The organism is Limibacillus sp. (genome assembly GCA_037379885.1).
In the GTDB taxonomy this organism is placed as follows: domain Bacteria; phylum Pseudomonadota; class Alphaproteobacteria; order Kiloniellales; family CECT-8803; genus JARRJC01.
Genome location: JARRJC010000012.1, coordinates 1 through 20180, shown reverse-complemented (window position 1 = coordinate 20180; position 20180 = coordinate 1). Strand labels below are relative to the sequence as shown.

The 20180-nt window shown below is 68.2% G+C and carries 19 protein-coding genes; 6 read left to right on the top strand and 13 right to left on the bottom strand.

All coding sequences use genetic code 11. The features are described 5' to 3' along the window. Nucleotides 1–4 precede the first annotated feature (4 nt). On the bottom strand, nt 5–721 hold the full coding sequence (locus P8X75_05930) for an NAD-dependent deacylase (GenBank protein ID MEJ1994741.1): 717 nt from the start codon (nt 719–721) through the stop codon (nt 5–7). A gap of 133 nt (nt 722–854) precedes the next feature. On the opposite strand from P8X75_05930, the gene P8X75_05925 reads away from it, so the two are divergent. The 3 genes from P8X75_05925 to P8X75_05915 all read left to right on the top strand — a co-directional run bounded on the left by P8X75_05925 (nt 855) and on the right by P8X75_05915 (nt 3670). Continuing rightward, complete coding sequence (locus P8X75_05925) at nt 855–2156, top strand: Coenzyme F420 hydrogenase/dehydrogenase, beta subunit C-terminal domain (GenBank protein ID MEJ1994740.1); 1302 nt, start codon at nt 855–857, stop codon at nt 2154–2156. A 118-nt stretch (nt 2157–2274) separates the two neighbouring features. After that, nucleotides 2275–2793, top strand: a complete 519-nt coding sequence (locus P8X75_05920) for a low molecular weight phosphotyrosine protein phosphatase (protein MEJ1994739.1) — start codon at nt 2275–2277, stop codon at nt 2791–2793. Between the two features lie 22 nt (nt 2794–2815). Beyond that, nucleotides 2816–3670, top strand: a complete 855-nt coding sequence (locus P8X75_05915) for a fructosamine kinase family protein (GenBank protein MEJ1994738.1) — start codon at nt 2816–2818, stop codon at nt 3668–3670. Nucleotides 3671–3672: 2 nt separating this feature from the next. On the opposite strand, the gene thpR is transcribed toward P8X75_05915, so the two are convergent. The 4 genes from thpR to P8X75_05895 form a co-directional block, all read right to left on the bottom strand. After that, entirely contained in the window at nt 3673–4224 is a 552-nt protein-coding gene (gene thpR, locus P8X75_05910) for an RNA 2',3'-cyclic phosphodiesterase (protein ID MEJ1994737.1), read from the bottom strand. Between the two features lie 84 nt (nt 4225–4308). Next, nucleotides 4309–5349 carry an aldo/keto reductase gene (locus tag P8X75_05905; protein ID MEJ1994736.1) on the bottom strand — a complete coding sequence of 347 codons (1041 nt, stop codon included), beginning with the start codon at nt 5347–5349 and terminating at the stop codon, nt 4309–4311. A gap of 68 nt (nt 5350–5417) precedes the next feature. Then, nucleotides 5418–6071 (bottom strand): arylesterase, encoded by a 654-nt coding sequence (locus P8X75_05900; GenBank protein ID MEJ1994735.1) that lies wholly within the window; start codon nt 6069–6071, stop codon nt 5418–5420. Between the two features lie 53 nt (nt 6072–6124). After that, nucleotides 6125–6691, bottom strand: coding sequence for an SH3 domain-containing protein (locus tag P8X75_05895; GenBank protein ID MEJ1994734.1), 567 nt, complete (start codon nt 6689–6691; stop codon nt 6125–6127). Between the two features lie 278 nt (nt 6692–6969). Between P8X75_05895 and P8X75_05890 the strand changes: the two genes are divergently transcribed. Beyond that, nucleotides 6970–7959 carry a D-glycerate dehydrogenase gene (locus tag P8X75_05890; protein ID MEJ1994733.1) on the top strand — a complete coding sequence of 330 codons (990 nt, stop codon included), beginning with the start codon at nt 6970–6972 and terminating at the stop codon, nt 7957–7959. 22 nt (nt 7960–7981) lie between these two features. Here the strand turns inward: P8X75_05890 and moeB are convergent, their stop codons facing one another. The 6 genes from moeB to P8X75_05860 form a co-directional block, all read right to left on the bottom strand. Further along, nucleotides 7982–8821 (bottom strand): molybdopterin-synthase adenylyltransferase MoeB, encoded by an 840-nt coding sequence (moeB, locus tag P8X75_05885; protein ID MEJ1994732.1) that lies wholly within the window; start codon nt 8819–8821, stop codon nt 7982–7984. 66 nt (nt 8822–8887) lie between these two features. Further along, a complete protein-coding gene (locus P8X75_05880) occupies nt 8888–11791 on the bottom strand; it encodes a phosphoenolpyruvate carboxylase (protein ID MEJ1994731.1) in 2904 nt (967 codons plus the stop codon). An 89-nt stretch (nt 11792–11880) separates the two neighbouring features. Next, nucleotides 11881–13539 (bottom strand): choline dehydrogenase, encoded by a 1659-nt coding sequence (betA, locus tag P8X75_05875; protein ID MEJ1994730.1) that lies wholly within the window; start codon nt 13537–13539, stop codon nt 11881–11883. A 125-nt stretch (nt 13540–13664) separates the two neighbouring features. Further along, on the bottom strand, nt 13665–15092 hold the full coding sequence (locus P8X75_05870; GenBank protein MEJ1994729.1) for a saccharopine dehydrogenase C-terminal domain-containing protein: 1428 nt from the start codon (nt 15090–15092) through the stop codon (nt 13665–13667). A gap of 56 nt (nt 15093–15148) precedes the next feature. Beyond that, nucleotides 15149–15676, bottom strand: coding sequence for an N-acetyltransferase (locus P8X75_05865; protein ID MEJ1994728.1), 528 nt, complete (start codon nt 15674–15676; stop codon nt 15149–15151). Between the two features lie 12 nt (nt 15677–15688). Further along, complete coding sequence (locus tag P8X75_05860; protein MEJ1994727.1) at nt 15689–16819, bottom strand: type III PLP-dependent enzyme; 1131 nt, start codon at nt 16817–16819, stop codon at nt 15689–15691. 532 nt (nt 16820–17351) lie between these two features. Here P8X75_05860 and P8X75_05855 point away from each other — a divergent pair. Together P8X75_05855 and P8X75_05850 are read left to right on the top strand one after the other, a co-directional pair. Next, nucleotides 17352–17675 carry a 2Fe-2S iron-sulfur cluster-binding protein gene (locus P8X75_05855; protein ID MEJ1994726.1) on the top strand — a complete coding sequence of 108 codons (324 nt, stop codon included), beginning with the start codon at nt 17352–17354 and terminating at the stop codon, nt 17673–17675. A 12-nt stretch (nt 17676–17687) separates the two neighbouring features. Next, entirely contained in the window at nt 17688–18929 is a 1242-nt protein-coding gene (locus P8X75_05850; GenBank protein MEJ1994725.1) for an FAD-dependent oxidoreductase, read from the top strand. Between the two features lie 18 nt (nt 18930–18947). Here P8X75_05850 and P8X75_05845 read toward each other — a convergent pair whose 3' ends face one another. Together P8X75_05845 and cysC are read right to left on the bottom strand one after the other, a co-directional pair. After that, entirely contained in the window at nt 18948–19115 is a 168-nt protein-coding gene (locus P8X75_05845; GenBank protein ID MEJ1994724.1) for a hypothetical protein, read from the bottom strand. 177 nt (nt 19116–19292) lie between these two features. Then, the coding region (gene cysC / locus P8X75_05840) for an adenylyl-sulfate kinase (GenBank protein MEJ1994723.1) at nt 19293–20180 on the bottom strand (888 nt) is incomplete at its 5' end.

Sequence of the window (20180 nt, the reverse complement as noted above, 5' to 3'; positions counted from 1 at the left end):
GTCGTCAGGCTTGCCCGAGCAGTTCTTCGAGGAAGGCGGGAAGCAGGACGCTGGCAGGGCCCTGGCGGGCCTCGTCGAAGAGCGAGTGGCCGAGGCTGGGCTCCAGGTTCAGCTCCAGCGTGCGCGCCCCGCCCTCCGCCGCCGCTTCCACGAACCCGGCGGCGGGATAGACGTTCCCGGAAGTCCCGACCGAAAGGAAGAGGTCGCAAGAGGCGAGCGCGTCGTAGATGCGCTCCATCTCGAAAGGCATCTCGCCGAACCAGACCACGTTGACGCGCAAGCGCCCCTCCTTGCCGCAGGAGGGGCAGAGGCTCTGAAGGCTCATCTCCTCGCGCCAGGGGCTGACGCCCCCGCAGGCCAGACAGCGCGCCTTCAGCAGTTCGCCGTGAAGGTGGATCAGCTTCTGCGACCCGGCCCGCTCGTGCAGGTCGTCGATGTTCTGGGTGACCAGCAGGAACTGTCCCGGCCAGCGCCGCTCCAGTTCGGCCAGGGCCAGGTGTCCGGCGTTCGGCTCCACCGCCTCATCCAGCAGGCCGCGCCGCCGTTCGTTGTAGAAGCCATGAACCTTGGCGGGATCGCGCAGGAAGGCTTCCGGGGTCGCGACCTCCTCGATGGAGACCTTGGACCAGATGCCGTCCTTGTCGCGAAAGGTCGCAAGCCCGGATTCCGCGGAGATTCCCGCGCCGGTCAGAACCACGATGGAGCCCTTGGGGTCGATCATGCCCGGAAGTCTAGCGCCGCCGTGCGCAGGAGCAAGCGTGGGCCCGCTTTACCCCATGGGAACGCTCCACTAGGCTTTTCCACGCCCCCGGCGACCCCAACGCCTCCGGCGAGCCAAAGGACCTGCCCCGCCCATGACCGATTCCACTCCTGCCGGCCCCTCTCCTTCGGATCGCCTCTACCGCATCTGCGAGGAGGGTCTTTGCATCGGCTGCGGGCTCTGCGCATCGCTGGCGCCGCCGGAAGCCCTGGAGATCGTCGCAACGCCGGAGGGCAGCCTCAGGCCCCTGGCGGGCGCGGCCCTGACCCACGAGCAGGTCGACCGCATCTACCGCCTCTGCCCCGGCACGCATCTGGAGGGACTGCCCGAAGCGCTGCGCAGCCCGGACGGCATCCTTGATCCGGTTTGGGGCGCGCTCAGCGGGACGGTGCCGCAGCTCTACGCCGCCGACCCGGAGGTGCGCTTCAAGGCGGCCACGGGCGGCGTGCTGACGGCGCTGGCGATCTTCCTGCTGGAAAGCGGGCGCGTCGCCTTCGTGGTGCAGGCCCGCCCCTCGAAGAAGCGGCCCAGCTTCGGCGAGCAGCAGATCAGCCGGACCCGCGACGAGGTGCTGGCCGGGGCCGGCTCGCGCTATGGCCCGACCGCGACCCTGATCGGCATGGAGGAAATCCTGAGCCGGGGGGAGCCCTTCGCCTTCGTCGGCACGCCCTGCGACGTGACCGGCCTGCGCAATCTGGCGCGCGAGGACCCGCGGGTGGACGAACTCTGCCGGATGATGATGGCCCCGGTCTGCGGCGGCTTCATGCAGACCCCCGCCATGGCCGAGCGGGTCGAGGAGTCCGGGATCGAATTCGAGAACCTGAAATCGATCCGCTACCGCGGCTACGGCTGTCCCGGTCCGACCCGCATGGAGGACAGGGACGGCAAGGTGGTGGAACGCAGCTATCTGGATTTCTGGGGCGAGGACGACAGCAAGTGGAGCCTGCCCTGGCGCTGCAAGATCTGCGCCGACGGCATCGGGGAGGCCGCCGACATCGCCGCCAGCGACGTCTGGCCCGGCGGCGCGCCGACGCGTGAGCAGGCGGAGAACCACGAGGCCGACCCCGGCTCCAACGCCGTCCTGATGCGCTCGGCGCGGGGGGCGGCCCTGGTGGCGGCGGCTTTGGAGGCGGGCGCGCTCGCCAGCCTTTCCGATCACGGGCCGCGCGACCTCGACCTCTGGCAGCCCCATCAGGTGAAGAAGAAGCGCGCCGTCTGGGCCCGCTACAAGGCGCTGGAGGCCGAAGGACGGCTGGTGCCGGAGACGGAGCGACTGCGCCTGGAAGAGCTGTTCGAGCAGAACCCGGCTGAGGCGAACCGGGCGGAGATCGACGGCTCCTGCCGCCGCATTCGCGAGGGAAAAGCCAGCGAACCGCGCCCCCGGCGCCAATATTAAAAAGCATTAATCCGGCGGCGCCGGGCGGTTTGCGGTAAGGTTCTTGAAAGTTCTGCGCGCGCAGGCTTGACCCAGGCGATGCTCCGAGGGGGGCGAGTCAGAGAGGATAAGAAGGCGCATGACCGACCCGAAAGCCTTTGGCGTGTTGTTCGTTTGCACGGGCAACATCTGCCGCTCGCCCAGCGCGGAGGGGATATTCCGCGCCATGGCCAAGAAGCGCGGCCTGGACCGGCTGCTGCATGTCGATTCCTGCGGCACCTATGGGTATCACGTGGGCGAACCGCCCGACGAGCGCGCCGTACAGGCCGCAGGACGGCGCGGCTACGACCTCTCCACGCTCCGGGCCCGCAAGCTGGAACTGGCGGATTTCCAGGAGTTCGACTACATCCTGGCGATGGACGGCGGGCATCTTGAGCAGCTTCGGCACTACCAGCCCGCGGACTCGCGCGCCCAGGTCCACATGATGATGGCCTTCACGCCCGGCAGCGGCACCGGTCAGGTCGCCGACCCCTACTACGGCAACGAGCGGGGCTTCGAGGCGATGCTGGACCAGTTGGAGGTCGCCTGCCTCGCCCTTCTGGATCATCTGGAAGACCGCTTGCAGCAGGACCGCCCGGCGGGTCGCGAACAGGCCTGAAACGGGGCATAGTGGCTCTGGAATGTCCGGAGCCTTTTCTCATAGGGACCGTTTGGAGGCAGCGCTCGGCGCGCGGATCCTCGAACAGCGCCCGCTGGCCGGCGGCTGCATCGCGGACGCGCGCCGCCTGACCCTGTCGGACGGGCGGGAGGTCGTCTCGAAGACCGCGCCCGGCGGCGGCCTCTCAATCGAAGGCTACATGCTGGCCTATCTCGCCCGCGAGAGCGCCCTGCCGCTGCCCGAACTGCTCCTGGCCGAAGACGACCTGCTGGTCATGACCTTCGTGCCGCACGACGGGCAGGGCGGCGAGGCGGGCGAGCGCGACGCCGCGCACCATCTGGCGCGGCTCCACGGCGTTACCGCCCCGGCCTTCGGGCTGGAGCGCGACACGCTGATCGGCGCCCTGCACCAGCCCAACCCCTGGACCGAAAGCTGGATCGACTTCTTCCGCGAGCAGCGCCTGCTGCCGACGATCCGTCTGGCGGGAGAGCGCGGCGGTCTCGCGCGGGACGACCGGGCCGCGCTGGAGCGCCTGGCCGGGCGTCTTGAAGATTTTCTGGAGGAGCCGGAAGCACCCGCCCTGCTGCACGGCGACGCCTGGTCGGGGAACATCCTGTTCGACGCCGGAAAGGTCGCGGCCTTCATCGACCCCGCGGTCTACTACGGCGATCCTGAGATCGAATTGGCCTTCGGCACGCTCTTCGGGCCGTTCGGCGAGGCCTTCTTCGAAAGCTACGGGGAACTGCGGCCGATCCGGCCGGGCTTCTTCGAAGTCAGGCGGGAACTCTACCTGACCTATCCGCTTTTGGTGCACGCAGCCCTCTTCGGCGGCGGCTATGGCGCGTCGGCGGGCCGGATCGCAAGGCGGCTGGTCTGAGGTCAGGCCGCGCGGCGGAAGAGTTCGTAGTCCGCTTCGGGACGGTAGATCGCCCCCTCCCCGCCCAGGAAGGACTGAAAGAGCGTGAACTCCCGCACTGAAAAGGGTTCGGAGCGGTAGAGCGCATGGCGCGTGATGAAGTCGTGAATTTCCGGCGCCATGCCGCTGCCGTTCTTGAAGCGCGCCAGGGTGACATGCGGCTTGAAGCGGCGCGGCTCGGGCGGCAGACCGGCGCGCACGGCGGCGGACTCCACCTTGTCGCGCAGATGGGTGAGCGAGGGGTTGGGATCGACCCCGGCCCAGATCGAGCGGGCCTTCTTGGCGTCCCCGAAACGCCCCACCGTGGCGAGGCTCAGCTCGAAGGAGGGAGCCGAGATGCCCGAGAGCGCCTCGTGCACGTCATCGGCCTGCGCGCCGTCGAGTTCGCCCAGGAACCTCAGGGTGATGTGGAAGTTCTCCGGCGGGACCCAGCGGGCGCCGGGAATGCCTGAACAGAGGTCCGCCAACTCGTCTCCGATATGCTCTGGCACCGGGACAGCAACGAAAAGCCGCATGGCGATTCCTCCCTTATCCGAGTCGTTCCGGAATCATGCCATTTCGCATCGCGCCGTGAAAGACTTGTCACCCCTCTCCGGGGCTCAAGGACAGGGGTAGGTGTGGCTCTTGTGAACCTCCTCCAGGTCCTCGATCACCTCGGGCGGCAGCGTGACCTCGGCGGCCTTCAGGGCCTGCATCAACTGCTCGTTGGAGGTGGCGCCGACGATGGAGGAGGTGACGAAGGGGCGGCTCACCACCCAGGCATGGGACATCTCCACCAGCCCGATTCCGTGCTTCTCCGCAACCTTGGCGTAGGCCGCCACCGCCGCCTCGCCCTCAGGCTTCATGTAGCGGGTGTTCTGGGGGTAGAGGGTCATGCGCGCGCCTTCCGGCCGCGCGCCGCCCAGGTACTTGCCCGACAGCGCGCCGGCGGCCAGCGGCGCATAGGCCAGCAGGCCGCAGTCCTCGCGGATCGAGACCTCCGCCATGCCCGCCTCGTAGGAGCGGTTCAGGAGGCTGTAGGGATTCTGGACCGAGACCATGCGCGGCCCCTTCCCCGCCTCGGCGAGGGAGAGGAACTTCATGGTGCCCCAGGGCGTCTCGTTGGAGAGGCCCACCGTGCGCACCTTGCCGGAGGCCACGACCTCTTCCAGGGCGGCCAGCGTCTCCTCGATCGGCGTCATGGACTCATCGGGGTTCGGCGTGAAGCCGAGCTTGCCGAAGGTGTTGGTCGAACGGTCCGGCCAGTGAAGCTGATAGAGATCGACATAGTCGGTCCGGAGCCGCTTCAGGCTCGCTTCCAGGGCCTCGACGATGTGGCGCCTGGTGAAGCGCGTCTCGCCGTTCCGGATCCAGGGGAAACCGTCCGAGGGGCCGACGATCTTGGTGGCCAGCACCACCTTGTCGCGGTTGCCGCGCGCGGCCATCCAGGAGCCGATCACCTCCTCCGACCGGCCATAGGTCTCGGCCTTGACAGGCGTCGAATACATCTCCGCCACGTCGATGAAGTTCACCCCGTGGTCGAAGGCCAGGTCCATCTGACCGTGGCCCTCGGCCTCGCTGTTCTGCTCGCCCCAGGTCATGGAGCCAAGGCAAACGGCGCTCACGTCGATGCCGGATCGGCCCAGCGGTCGATAATCCATGGTTCTGTCTTCCCCTTGTTCTTCGGATCGGATTGGCGTTCGGGTTGGCGGCAGCGCCCGCGTCGGGCTCAGCCCGCCGCGGCTTGGCGCTCCTGTTCGATGAGCGGGATCAGCGCGGGCAGCATCTGCCGCACGATCTTGCCGACCCCCTCGGCGTTGGGATGCAGTCCGTCGGACTGGTTGAGGGCGGGATCGGCCGCCACACCTTCCAGGAAGAAGGGATAGAAGGCGACCCCGTAGCGCTCCGCCAGGTCGGGATAGAGCGCATCGAAGACCGTGACGTAGTTCTGCCCCAGGCCCCGCTGGGCCTTCATGCCGGCCAGCAGCACGCGGATGTCGCGGCGCTGAAGCTCCTCCAGGATCGCGGCCAGGTTCTCCTCCGTCTTGACCGGGTCGAGCCCGCGCAGCATGTCGTTGGCGCCCAGCACCAGGACCAGGATGTCGGGCGCATCGGCGAGGGTCCAGGCAAGGCGCTCGCGCCCGCCCTTGGAGGTCTCCCCGGAGTTTCCGGCGTTGATCACCGTGACCTCGTAGCCCTCCTCCCGCAGCGCGCTTTCAAGCTGCGCGGGAAAGGCATCGCCCGGCGGCAGGCCGTAGCCGTGCACCAGCGAATCGCCATAGGCCATGATCCTGACCGGTTCGGCCAGGGCCGCGAAGGGCGGAAGCCCGGCGAGCAGCGCGGCGAAGACCGCGGCGAAAGTCGTGTTTCTGAGACGTCTCATGTCGAAAAGGATATCGGCGCTGACCTTGGCCGGATCAAGGCCAAAGGCGGCGCCTAGTTGAGACTTTCCTTGGGCAGGGTGCCGTAGAAGTCCTGACGGCGCAGCCAACCCTCGAAGCCGCCCAGGGTCGCCTGGCACCAGCCGCCGTCGCAGCGCTCCAGCTCGCCGATCACGCCGGGCTCCACCTGGGCGACCAGCGGCGCGTCCTCGCGCGGGGCGCGGCGCAGGGCCACCAGCTCCTCGCCCAGCACCCTCAGCGTGCGCCGCCCGCTCAGAAGCGAGCCATGCACCCAACCGACGGTCCCCTCCCAGTCGCGGATGCGCCGCCAGTTCTCGAACTCGTCGATCACCTCGACCGGCATGCTCTGGCGGCGGTAGACCACTTCGATGGGGTATTGGCGTCCCGGCCCGGCGCGAAGATTGATTTCCCCCGAAGCGAGCGAGACGAAACGCGGCAGCGGCAGCCCCGTGCGCCCGGGCCGCTCCACGCTGCGGTTTTCGGGCAGGACTTCCGGCTGGGCCTGCGGCTGCCCCTCCTGCTGCGCGCCAAGGGGGCCGGCGCCCCCGATAAGGAGGGCGGCGGCGAGCGCTAAGAGCGTGAAGCCTCTCAAGGCGGTCATGAGGCCGGTCCTTCTCTCCCCTTCCAGCGCGCGCACACCCTGGAAAAGCAGCGCGCGGCGACTCGGCGCGATGTTCGCCCCGGTCTCCCTCCGCTCTTACCAGACTTGCCCGCAGGGTCAAAGCTTGCGGCTCAGGCCTCCGCTTCCGCTGGACAAAACCTTGCCGGACTTGGTAATGCCTGCTGCACGAAAGTTCCACGCGCGAGACGGGGCCCGCCGGGGCGCCGGGGCGCGGCAACGCCGGCTCAAGGGGCCGGCACAAGGGAGAGCGCCAGGTCATGCCCAATTCCAAGAAGCCGCTGGTGGTCGTCACCCGCCGTCTTCCCGACGTCATCGAGACGCGGATGATGGAGCTCTTCGACGCGCGGCTCAATCTGAACGACGAACCCATGAGCCAGGCCGAACTGGTCGAGGCGGTGAAGAGCGCCGAGGTGCTGGTGCCGACCGTGACCGACCGCATCGACGCGGCGATCCTGTCCCAGGCCGGTCCGCAGCTTCGCCTGATCGCCTCCTTCGGCACCGGCGTCGATCACATCGACCTGAAGACCGCGCGCCAGCGCGGCATCACCGTCACCAACACGCCGGGCGTCCTGACCGAGGACACGGCGGACATGACCATGGCCCTGATCCTCGCCGTGCCGCGCCGCCTGACCGAGGGCGAGCGCCTGCTGCGCGAGGGCGAGTGGCGCGGCTGGAGCCCGACCCACATGCTGGGCCACCGCATCACCGGCAAGCGCCTGGGCATCATCGGCATGGGCCGCATCGGCTCGGCCGTCGCGCGCCGCGCCAAGGGCTTCGGCCTTTCGATCCACTACCACAACCGCCGCCGGGTACATCAGGACCTGGAGGAGGAGTTGGAGGCGACCTACTGGGAAAGCCTGGATCAGATGCTGGCGCGCATGGACATCATCTCGATCAACTGCCCGCACACGCCGGCCACCTACCACCTGCTCTCGGCGCGGCGGCTGAAGCTGCTGCAGTCCTCGACCTACATCGTCAACACCTCGCGCGGCGAAGTGGTGGACGAGAACGCGCTGACCCGCATGCTGGAGCGCGGCGAGATCGCCGGGGCCGGGCTCGACGTGTTCGAGCACGAGCCCGCGGTCAACCCGAAGCTCCTGAAGCTCTCGAACGTGGTGCTGCTGCCGCACATGGGCTCGGCCACCATTGAGGGCCGCAACGCCATGGGCGAGAAGGTCATCATCAACATCAAGACCTTCGTCGACGGCCACACCCCGCCCGACCGGGTTCTGGAGGCGATGTTCTAAGAGGCGATGTTCTAAAAGCCCGTCAGCTCGCGCAGACCGCTTCCTCCGGCCGGTAGTTTTCCGCTTCGATTTCCTTGATGGTCGGCTGGCTGCCGCAGAGGGGGCAGGCCGGGTCGGGCTTGGCCTTGATGACCCGGAAGCTGGTGGAGAGGGCATCGTAGAGCAGCAGGCGGCCCGAGAGGCTCTCGCCCGCGCCGGTGATCTCCTTGATAACTTCCGTCGCCTGCAGGCTGCCCATGACGCCGGGCAGGCTCGCCAGCACGCCGACGTCCGCGCAGGACTGCTTGGGATCGCGCGGCGGCTGCTCCCCGAAGAGGCAGCGGTAGCAGGGGTGGGCCTCCTCCCCGTCGTCACGCGTGTGCGCCTTGAAGGTGGAGAGCTGTCCGTCGAAGCGCATGATGGCCGCCGAGACCAGCGTCTTGCCCGCCAGATAGCAGGCGTCGTTGACCAGGTAGCGCGTGGCGAAGTTGTCCGACCCGTCGCAGACCAGATCGTAGTCGCCCAGCACCTCCATCACGTTGTCGGCCGTCAGGCGGCCCTTGTGGGCGCGGGTCTCGACCTCCGGGTTTATCTGCTTCAGGCGGGCCAGCGCGGAGTCCACCTTGTGGACTCCAACCGCCTCCGTATTGTGCAGCACCTGGCGTTGCAGGTTGGAGAGGTCGACGCTGTCGTCGTCCACCACGCCCAGGGTGCCGACCCCGGCGGCGGCCAGATAGAGCAGCAGCGGCGAGCCCAGCCCGCCAGCGCCGATCACCAGCACCTTGGCGGCCAGCAGCGCCTCCTGCCCCTCTTCGCCGATCTCCGGCAGCACGAGGTGGCGGGCGTAGCGTTCCAGCTGTTCGTCGGTCAGGTCTTCGATCATGCAAGCAGATTTAAGCGCAAGAGCGGCGGCGTTCCAGGAGAATCGGACCCTTAGCCATGCGCCCCATTAGCCATGCGCCCCGTAACAGTGGGCGATGGCGACGGAGATGCGCCGCACCTCGGCGTAGGCGCGCTCCATGGGTTGCAGGTAGTCGCTGTGCAGCCGCTCGTAGTCGGACAGGTCCAGCGGGTCGTAGCTGGCCGCTTCGTCGAAGCGCGCCGCCGTGTCCGCCGGGTGATGCTTGGGGAAGGTTTCGCGCAGGGCGCTGACCGCCGGCGGCACCTCCAGCGAGACGATCATGCCCAGCACCTGTTCGCGCGACAGGTCGTTGCGCGTCGAAAAGCGCGGCAGGCGAACCGCCAGCAGGTAGATGTGCATGATCAGCGCGATGCGGATCGCATGCAGCAGGTCGAGCCGCAGCCGCAGGTCGGAGGGGCGCTTGCCCTTCTCCAGCCCCGCCTCCTCCAGCAGGCGGTGCAGGTCGATGGAATCGAGCCTGAGACCATTGACCAGCCGCCCCACGGACTGGGCGCGGCTGTCGCCGGTGAGGATCTCCGCCAGATCGCGGAAGGAACCGCCCAGCCCGGCCTCGCCCCCGCAGTAGGCGCGCGAGGTCCAGTAGCCGCTGTCGAAGAGGTCGGCGTAGGCCGAGAGCACCTGGAGAGAGGAGCGCTTCTTGGCGGCGGCGACCAGACGCAGGATGCGCGCGAAGCGGTCGGACTTCTGCTTCATCTCGACCAGCCGTTCCAGGTCCAGACCGGCGGCGCGGGAAAAGCCCGAGACGATGTTGGCGACGAAGCCCAGTTGCTGGAGGATCGCGTTGTTCGGGATCGCGCGCATCTGCGCCGGGTCGCCCCGGTCCGCCGGGCTCGCCGTGTCGTGCTGGCGGCGCGACTTCCGCGATCCGGTGGGAAACAGCAGGTTGGTGCCGAAGGCGCCCAGCGCCTCCCGGTACTCGGGCCTGTGGAATAGCTCCTCCTGATAGGATTTGACCCGCAGGAAGAAGTCGAGGCTGAGGTCCGTGTCGTCGTAGAGCTGGTCCGCCCCGGCCTGCGGCGCGTCCAACTCGACCTCAAGCAGCCCGGCGAGGACCGCGCTCGCCAGCGTCTCGTTGCCGAAGAAGAGGAACCCGTCCCCGCCCTGGAAGGAGAACTCGTGCTTCAACGGCCGCTCCTGCTCGGCGAAGGCGGCGCGCGCGGCGGGCGAGAGGATGTAGAGCTGCCGGTCGCGCAGGGATTCCGGATGGGCCCCGCGCCCCATGGACTCGCCGTGGGTGTTGAAGATCACCAGCTCCACCTCGTCGAGCTCCGCCTCCTCCAGCAGACGCGCCAGCTTCATGTGGAGGCGTTCGATGGCGAGCGTGGCGCCGACCTGACCGATGAAGCGCCCGGCGTCGGAAAAGCCGGTCTGGATACAGAGCCGCCCGCGCCGGGCCAGGGTCTCGCGGTAGGCGGGGCTTTCCAGCAGCGCTTCGATCAGGCCCGCGCCCCGCTCCAGCGCGGCGGGCGTCTCGAACAGGGGCGAGACGTCGATGCGCTCCTCCACCCCGAAAAGGCGGGCCAGCAGGATCAGCCCCAGGATGGTCGCGGGCGATTCGCACTCGGCCACCAGGAAGCGCAGCGGCGTCGCCGAGTCCACATGCTTGATGAGCTGGGCGATCAGCGCCACCTGGCGGATCGCCGTCGCGGTTTCCAGTTCCAGCGTGCCGAAGTTGATGCTCTGCGGCTTGGTCTGCGCGACCCGCTTTTCCAGGCGCGAGAGCGCGACGCGGGAGGAGAGGTCGCCCAGCGCATCCTCCCCCAGCATGGCGCGGAGGGAGTTGTGGACCTGCGTCGCGTTGATCCTGAAATGGATATGGGCGCTGCCCAGACCCAGGGCCGTCACCTGGGCGCGCAGACGCATCAGGGCGGCGGCGGCGTCCGCGTCGGCGAGCCCCTCGATCACGCTCGTCAGCTTTGCGGATATCTCGCCCGGATCGACCAGCCGGTCCGCGCCCTCTTCGGTCAGGAGGTTGGCCGCCTCGGCGAGCGCGGCCATGCCCGATTCCCTGTCATGGGGCACCTTGGCGAAGGCCTGGCGGTCGCGCGTGCAGCGGGCCAGCGCCCGGCCCAGGCGTTCCTCCAGCGCCTGAAGCGCGGCGTCGGCGTCCTTCTCGAAGCGCTGCGCCTGACGCAGCGCGGCAAGCCCCTGGCGCAGCCGCTCAAGCTGCCCCTCCTTTTCCGTCAGCCGGAACAGGAAGGAGTCCCACCAGCGGATATCCGTGCGCCCGTCCAGGTCGTAGCCGACCCAGGAGGCGAGCGAGAAGGGCAGCGGGTCGAAGCGCGTCCAGTCCTCCGGGTAACGCTCGCGCGCCTCTTCGATCAGGATCGCGGTCAGGCGGTCGTAGGCGCGCGTCGCGTTGGCCAGCGCCTCCTGCGCCCAGGCATGCTCCAGCGGCAGGGTGATCTCCGGCTCCGGCTCGTGCTCCAGCTCCGCCAGCCGTGAGAGGGCGGCGTGCTGCGCCTCCTCCCCACCGCCCGCGAGGTCGGTGATGACGCCATGCAGACCGCGCGAAAGCCCGAAGGTGGGATGGGCGGTGAAGACGATGCCGAAGGCCGCGCGCCGCCAAAAGGCCTGGAACTCATCGAAGGGCAGCGGCGCCCCCGCCTCGTCGCGGCAGAGCGCGCGCACCTGATCCGCCATGCGCGCATCCAGGTCCTGATCGGGCGAGAACCCCAGATAGTCGTCGAGCCGCCGGGCCCGGTCGAGAAAGGCGTCGTCGGCCAGCAGCCGGGCGGTCGCGGCGAGCTGGCCGAGGCTCAGCTCGCGCTGTTCCAGACGCCGGGAAATCTCAAAGGCGCTCTGCGCCACTGGGTTGGCGTTGGGCGCGTCCTTAAGGCCCTCGCGCAGCTCCCTCAGCCGTTGAAACAGGCTGTCGCGCAACGCCAGTGTCTCTGCGTCCCTGCTCTTGGCTTCGGCCGCCTGGGCCATGGCTCTCTCCGGTTCGGGGCTGGGGCTTTACGGGGATTAGACCATGGAATGGTGCAGTGCGGCAAAACCCCTTTTGAGGGCGCGGGAGACTAGCGCTGGCTGGTCTGCCAATCGGGATTGATCCAGGGCTTCTGATTGGAGGGGGCCAGCGGCTCGCGGCCCAGGATGTGGTCGCTCGCCTTCTCCCCCACCAGGATCGAAGGCCCGTTGAGGTTGCCGTTGGTGATCTGCGGGAAGATCGAGCTGTCGGCAACGTAGAGCCCTTGCACGCCGATCACGCGGCACTGCTCGTCGACCACGGCTTCGGGGTCGTCCGCCGCGCCCATGCGGCAGGTGCCGCAGGGGTGGTAGGCGCTCTCCACCTCCTCGCGGATGAAGTGGTCGAGTTGCTCGTCGCTCTCGGCCTCGGCGCCCGGCTGTATCTCGCGCCCGGCGAAGGGCTCCATGGCGGGCTGGCCGAAGATCTCCCGCGTCATGCGGATGCAGGTCCTGAAGTCCTCCCAGTCCTGCTGCTTCGACATATAGTTGAACTGGATCTCGGGCCGCTCCTTCGGATCGCAGGAGCGCAGCCGCACCCAGCCGCGAGAGGCCGAGCGCATCGGGCCGACATGGGCCTGGAAACCATGCGCCTTGGCCGCTGCCTTGCCGTCGTAGCGGATCGCCACCGGCAGGAAGTGGTACTGGATGTCGGGGTACTTGACCCCCGCTTTGGAGCGGGCGAAGGCGGCGGACTCGAAGTGGTTGGTGGTGCCGTGACCCTTCTTGAAGAAGAGCCACTGCGCGCCGATCCAGGCCTTCGAGAAAAGGTTCAGGTGCTTGTAGAGCGTGATCGGCTGCTTGCACTCCATCTGGAGATAGAGTTCCAGGTGGTCCTGCAGGTTCTCGCCCACGCCGGGGCGGTCGGCCAGCACCTCGATCCCCTTGTCGCGCAGCTGTCCGGCCGGCCCGATGCCCGAGAGCATCAGGATCTTCGGCGAGTTGATGGAGGAGGCGGCGATGATCACCGCGCGGCGCGCCTTGACCTGCTCCACCTTGCCGCCGCGCTCAAACTCCACGCCGACCGCGCGCCTGTCCTTGAACAGAACGCGGTGCACCAGGCAGCGCGCGCGCAGTTCCAGGTTGGGGCGCTTCAGTGCGGTCTTCAGATAGGCGTTGGCCGCCGACCAACGCCGCCCCTGCCAGACCGTCATCTCCATCGGCCCGAAGCCTTCCTGCTGCTCGCCGTTGTAGTCCTGGGTGACGGGGTAGCCCGCCTCCCGGCCGGCTTCCACGAAGGCGTGGAACAGCGGATTCTTGCGCGAGCCGCGGGTGACGTGCAGCGGGCCGTCCGTGCCGCGCCATCCCTCCTGCCCGCCGTGGGAGGACTCCAGGCGCTTGAAGTAGGGCAGCACGTGGCGGTAGCCCCAGCCCTTGGCGCCCATCTCTTCCCAGGTGTCGTAGTCGCAGGCGTGGCCGCGCACGTAGACCATGCCGTTGATGGAGGAGGAGCCGCCGATCACCTTGCCGCGCGGACAGGCCAGCTTGCGCCCGCCCAGGTGCGGCTCCGGCTCCGACCAGTAACCCCAGTCGTAGGTCTTCATGTTCATGGGATAGGAAAGCGCGGCGGGCATCTGGATGAAGGGGCCCATGTCCGTGCCGCCGAACTCCAGCAGCAGCACCCGGTTCTTGGGGTCCTCGGAAAGACGGTAGGCCATGGCGCAACCGGCGGAGCCCGCGCCCACGATGATGAAATCGACCTCTTCGGCCATCTTGTCTCTCGCTTTCCCCTGAGTGCGAATGCTGGTCAGGGCCGGAAGTGAAAACCCGGCCGGAGACAATTGCAAGCCTCCGGCCGGGTTTCCTTCGATTAGAACGTGGCGCGCGTTCCCCCCGGTCAGCGGACCACCACGTTCTTGAAGCGCCAGGGCTCCGCGCGGTCGATGTCTTCGGGGAAGAGTTCCCCGCGACCGTCGATGGGAGTCCAGTCGCTATATTCGCCCACCACGGGACCGAGGTAGGGCATCTGCACTTCGAGGCAGCGGTCGAAGTCCATCTCGTCGGGCTCGACCACGCCGCGCTTGGGATTCTCGATCGCCCAGACCATGCCGCCCAGCACCGCCGAGGTGACCTGAAGGCCGGTGGCGTTCTGATAGGGCGCCAGCTTGCGGGCCTCCTCGATGGAGAGCTGAGAGCCGTACCAGTAGGCGTTGCGGTCGTGGCCGTAGAGCAGCACGCCCAACTCGTCGATGCCCTCCACGATGTCATCGTTCATCAGGTGGAAGGTCGGCTGCGGGGTTAGCGCATTGCCTTCCATCTCGTAGACCGACAGCACGGCGGCGTCGGAGGGGTGATAGGCGTAGTGGCAGGTCGGACGGTAGACCGCCTTGCCGCTCTCGTCGCGCAGCGTGAAGTAGTCGGAGATCGAGATCGCCTCGGAATGGGTGATCAGGAACCCGATGATGGAACCCGCCTTGGGCGTCCAGGTGCGCACCCGCGTCGCCGCCCCAGGCCGCTTCAGGTAGATGGCGGCCCCGCAGCCGGTCTCATGCTCCGCGCCGTCGAAGGGAAGCTCGCCCTCGAAGGTGCCCCAGCCCAGCTCGGCCGGCTGCAGGCCCTCCGAGATGAAGCCGTCGATCGACCAGGTGTTGTAGAACACGTCCTTGGGCTTGCCGCCCGCGGTCACCTGGGTGTCGCGCTCGGCGATGTGGACGCCCTTCACGCCCAGGTCGCGCGCCAGCATGCCCCAGCCCTCCTGGGTCTTGGGCGGCTCGACCGCCAGGCCCTTGTCGGCGGCGAGGTTGATGAGCGCCTGCTTGACGAAGTGGCTGACCATGCCGGGGTTCGCGCCGTGGGTGACCACCGCCGTCGGGGAGTCGGAGCCGAGCTCGTCGCGGGCCGCCAGCATGCCTTCGCGCAGCGCGTAGTTGGACCGCTCAGCGAGCGACTTCGAGGCGTCGGTGTAGCCGCCGGGCCAGGGCTCGATGCAGGTGTCGATGTAAAGCGCGCCCTTGGCCGCCGCATAGCGCAGCAGGTCGACCGAGGAGACCTCGACCGACAGGTTCACGATGAAACCGCGACCCCCGCCCAGGAGCGGGTCCAGGGTCTCCACCATGTTCTCCGGCGTGATCGCCTTCTGGATGTAGGCGACGCCCATCTCCTCGGCGACCGCCCGGCCCTCGGCTTCCGGAGCCACGACCGTGATCTGGTCGGGCGAGAGGTCGATATGGCGCAGGATCAGGGGCAGGCTGCCCTTGCCGATCGAGCCGAAGCCGATCATCACCACCGGGCCGTCGAAGGCCACGTGCTTGGTCCACTCGGTCATTGTCTCAAAACTCCCTTGTCTCTCGTAGCGTACGGAACAGTCGTTGCGTGGGGGCGTCAGGCGGCGGCCCGGCCCCAGGTGGCGAGTTTGCGTCCGGCGGGCGTCACCAATCCGGCAGCACCCTGAAGCCATCCGTCCCGAAGCTCAAGGCCCAGGAAGCGGTGACGCTCGAAGGGGCCGGGCAGCACGAGCTCCCCGGTCAGCCCCGCCTGGAAGCCGAAACGCCCGTAGTAGGGCGCATCGCCCACCAGCACCACGGCGCCGTGGCCGCGCTCGGCGGCCCGGGCGAGGCTGATGCGCATCAGCTGCGCGCCGACGCCAAGGCCCTGCAGGTCGGGGTGAACGGCCAGCGGCCCCAGGAGGAGGCCGGGACGCCGCTCCGCGCCCAGGGCGATCTCCCAGAGCACCACGGAGCCCACCAGGGCGCCGTCCTCGCGCGCGACCAGCTCCAGGCCCTCGGCGGGCGCCCGGCCCTCACGAAGCCGCTGGGAGGTCTTGCGCAGGTGGCTGCCGCCGAAGACCCGCATACGCAGGGCCTCGGCGGCGGCGGCCTCTTGCGGCCCCCGCTCGTCGATGACGATCATGGCGACCCCCGATCAGATGCAGTAGCTGCGCAGCGGCGCGAAGCCGTTGAAGGCCACCGAAGCGTAGGTGGTGGTGTAGGCGCCCGTCGCCTCGATGAAGAGCTCGTCCCCGATCTCCAGCGAAAGCGGCAGGTCGTAGGGCAGCTTCTCGTACATCACGTCGGCGGAATCGCAGGTCGGACCGGCCAGGATCACGGGCTCGCTCGGCTCCCCGTCGCGCGCGGAGCGGATCGGATAGCGGATCGCCTCGTCCATGGTCTCGGCCAGGCCGCCGAACTTGCCGATGTCGAGATAGACCCAGCGGTGCGGGTCCTGCTCGCTCTTGCGGCTGATCAGCAGCACTTCGGTGCGGATCACGCCGGCGTCGCCCACCATGCCGCGGCCCGGCTCGATGATGGTCTCGGGCAGGCGGTTGCCGAAGTGGCGGGACAGCGCCTCGCGGATCGACTGGCCGTACTGCTGGGCCAGCGGAACGGCCTTCAGGTAGCGGGCCGGGAAGCCGCCGCCCAGGTTGACCATCTTCAGGGTGACGCCGCGCGCCTCCAGACGGCGGAACAGGCCGCCGACGGTGGAGAGCGCCAGGTCCCAGGCGCCGGTGTTGCCCTGCTGGGAACCGACGTGGAAGGAGATGCCGTGCGGCACCAGGCCCAGGCGCCCGGCTTCGACCAGCAGCTCCTCGGCCATGGCGGGCTCGCAGCCGAACTTGCGCGACAGGGGCCACTCGGCGCCCTCGCCGTCGCAGAGGATGCGGCAGAAGACACGCGCGCCGGGGGCCTGACGGGCGAGCTTCTGAAGCTCGGCCAGGCTGTCGAAGGCATAGAGGTCGACGCCCAGGCGGTAGGCCTTGGCGATGTCGCTCTCGCGCTTGATGGTGTTGCCGAAGGAGACGCGGTCGGGGGTGGCACCCGCGGCCAGCGCCATCTCGATCTCCTGCACCGAAGCGGTGTCGAAGGAGGAGCCGAGCTCGGCCAGGAGGGAGAGAACCTCCGGGGCCGGGTTGGCCTTGACGGCATAGAAGATGCGGCTGTCCGGCAGGGCAGCGGAAAAGCCCTCGTAGTTGCGGCGCACCACATCGAGGTCAACAACCAGGACCGGCTCTTCGTGCGGCAGGCCCTTCAGAAAGTCACGGATACGATCCGTCATGTCACAACACTCCTCTTCACCAGAGCGACAAAGGGAATGTTTGCGTCACATGGCCGAAGTCCGTCCCGCGGCTGCCAGGGAGAGCCGGGGCTATAGATCTACGGTCTTACGGGAAAAGGATTGGGACCTCATCTCCCGCATGCCTATGGCAAACAAGTAAGAGCCTCTTCAGTGACCCCGGCGGTTGGACTCGCCGGCAGAGACCAAAAAAGCCGTCTTACGTCGTTGCTTTAAGCTGGGGGACGAAGCGCCGGCCGGTTGCCGGTCAACTCCTTCGCCTCCAATTCCCAACCACGGGCACGTGCGAGCGACGGAAGCCGCGATATATTCCTGATGGGTCTGGGTGACAAGAAAAAAATGCAGGGCGGAATCAAAAAAACCTCAAAGGCCTCAAGGGTTTCGCCGGGGGGCTTCCACAAGCAATTTTCTGTCGCATGGCGACGCGGCCCGGGGCGCTTGACCATGGCGTCATGGCCCGGCTAAGAGAAAGCGGCTTTTGTCAGGAAACGGCGAGCAACGAAGCGGAGAGAGCATGCCGAAGGTGACCTTCATTCACGACGACGGGCAGGAGGAGACGGTTGATGTCTCCGCCGGCACCAGCCTCATGATGGCCGCCACGCAGAACAGCGTGGACGGCATCGAAGCCGAGTGCGGCGGCTGCTGCATGTGCGCCACCTGTCATGTCTACGTCGAGGAGGCCTTCCTCGATAAGCTGACCCCGCCCGACGAGCTGGAGCAGGAGATGCTCGAAGAGACGGCGGCGGAAGCGAAGCCGAACTCCCGGCTTTCCTGTCAGATCCCCGTCACCGACGCCCTCGACGGCCTGGTGGTGCGCCTGCCAGAGCGCCAGGTCTAAGGCAGCGGAACGATGGCCGCCAAACCCGGACTGGTCATCGTCGGCGCCTGTCATGCGGGCGTGCAACTCGCGGTCTCGGCGCGCGAGGCGGGCTGGCAGGAGCCCATCACCCTGATCGGCGAGGAAGAGGCCCTCCCCTACCAGCGCCCGCCGCTCTCCAAGGAGTTCCTGCTCGGCAAGATGCCCGAGGAATCGCTCCCGCTGCGCGCGGAGGCTTTCTACGAAGGCCACGGCATCGACCTCCGGCTCGGCAGCCGGGCCCGCGCGATCGACCGCGCGGCGAAGCGCCTTTCGCTTGAGGACGGCACGCGTCTCGACTACGCCAAGCTGGCGCTGACCACGGGCGCGCGGGTGCGCCGTCTCTCCCTGCCGGGCGCGGAGGCCGAGGGCGTTTTCTATCTGCGCAGTCTGGCGGACTCCCAGGCGCTGGCGGCGGCGGCGGAAAGCGCCGGCAGCGTCGCCGTGGTCGGCGGCGGCTTCATCGGGCTGGAGATCGCCGCGGCCCTCGCCTCTCTCGGCAAGCAGGTGACGGTGCTGGAGGCGGCGGAGCGCCTGATGGGCCGCGCTGTCGGGCCCGAGGTGTCGGATTTTTACGCAAAGCAGCACCGGGCGCGCGGCGTCGCCGTGAAGCTCGCCTGCGCGCTGGACAGGATCGAGCTGGACGCAAAGGGCCGTGTCGCGGGGGTCGTGACCTCGGACGGCCGGATCGAGGCGGACCTGCTGGTGATCGGGGTGGGCGTGCTGCCGAACGGCGAGCTTGCCGCCGAGGCCGGCCTGGACTGTCCGAACGGCATCGCCGTGGACCGCTGCGCGCGCACCGCCGATCCCGACATCTTCGCCGCCGGCGACTGCGCGCTGCATCCCAACGCCTGGGCGGGGGGTGGCGACGGGGGCATGATCCGCCTTGAGTCGGTGCAGAACGCCGCCGATCAGGCGCGCGCGGCGGCGGCCAACCTGACCGGCGGAGAAACACCCTACGAGAGCGTCCCCTGGTTCTGGACCAACCAGTTCGATCTGAAGATGCAGATGGTGGGGCTGTCGGGCGGTCACGACCGCCGGGTGCTGCGCGGCAGCCCGGAAGAGGCCAAGTTCTCGGTCTTCTACTTCAAGGGCGAGCGGCTGCTGGCCATCGATTCCATCAATCGGCCCGCCGATCACATCGCCGGGCGCAAGCTGCTGACGGCGGACCTCTCGCCCAGCCCGGATCAGGCCGCCGATCCCGATTTCGCTCTCAAATCCCTGGTGAACAACTGACCCGGCCCGCTTCGGGTATCAGGAAGCGCTGCGGCTTTCCTTCTTGCGCGCGTCCTTGCCGGCGCCGGCGACCAGGTCGGCCGCCTGCCCGCTGGGAAGGTAACCCGGAACCGATTCGCACAGCGCCTGACGGCGCCAGCGCGGCTGCCGGTCCATGGCGCTGAAGAGCGTGGGTCTCAGTCCCATTATCGCCCCATTATTGGCACCGACCTGCCTCAGGCAGCGGCGCTGTCACCCCCAAGGCAACCGCGTTACGGCATTTCCAAGTGTGCCGTCCGGACCCCGATTTTGGCAAGGGAGAAGGGTGACCGCCCCGGGCTAACCCACCGAAAGCTGTCAAAACTCCCCCTGCCAGGGCTTTGTTTACCAGGACTTCAGGAGTTGATCGACGAGCGCCTCGGCACAGGCCTCCGCGCTCTTGTCCACCGTGTCGAGGATGATTTCGGCGTTCTCCGGGCGCTCGTACTCGGAGTCGATGCCGGTGAAGTTGGCGATCTCTCCGCGGCGCGCCTTGGCGTAGAGGCCCTTGGGGTCGCGCTGTTCGCAGACCGCGAGCGGCGTGTCCACGAAGACCTCGAAGAACTCGTCCTCCCCGAAGAGCGAGCGCGCCAACTGCCGCTCCGAGCGATAGGGCGAGATAAAGGAGACCAGAACGATCAGGCCCGCGTCGACCATCAGGCGGGAGACCTCGCCCACGCGGCGGATGTTCTCCACGCGATCGGCCTCGGTAAAGCCCAGATCGCGGTTCAGGCCGTGGCGCACGTTGTCGCCGTCCAGCAGATAGGTGTGGCGTCCCATGGAGAGCAGCCGGCGCTCCACCAGGTTCGCGATGGTCGACTTGCCCGAACCGGAAAGGCCGGTGAACCAGAGACAGCGGGCCTTCTGGTGCTTGAGGCTCGCGCGGGTCTGCTTGTCGACCGCCAGAGCCTGCCAATGGATGTTGGAGGCGCGGCGCAGCGCGAAGTCGATCATGCCCGCGCCGACCGTCTCGTTGGTCAGGCGGTCGATGAAGATGCAGGCGCCGAGGTCCGGGTTCCGCTCGTAGGGCTCGAAGACCACCTCGCGGTCGAAGGAGACATTGACCACGGCGATGCCATTCAGCGGCACCTGCTTGCCCGCGAGGTGCGCGCCGCTGTTCACATCCACCAGGTGCTTGATCTCGGTCACGGTGCCGTTGACGCTGCGGCGGCCGATCTTCACCACGTAGCTGCGGCCCGGCAGCATGGCGTGCTCGTGCATCCAGAGCAGCTT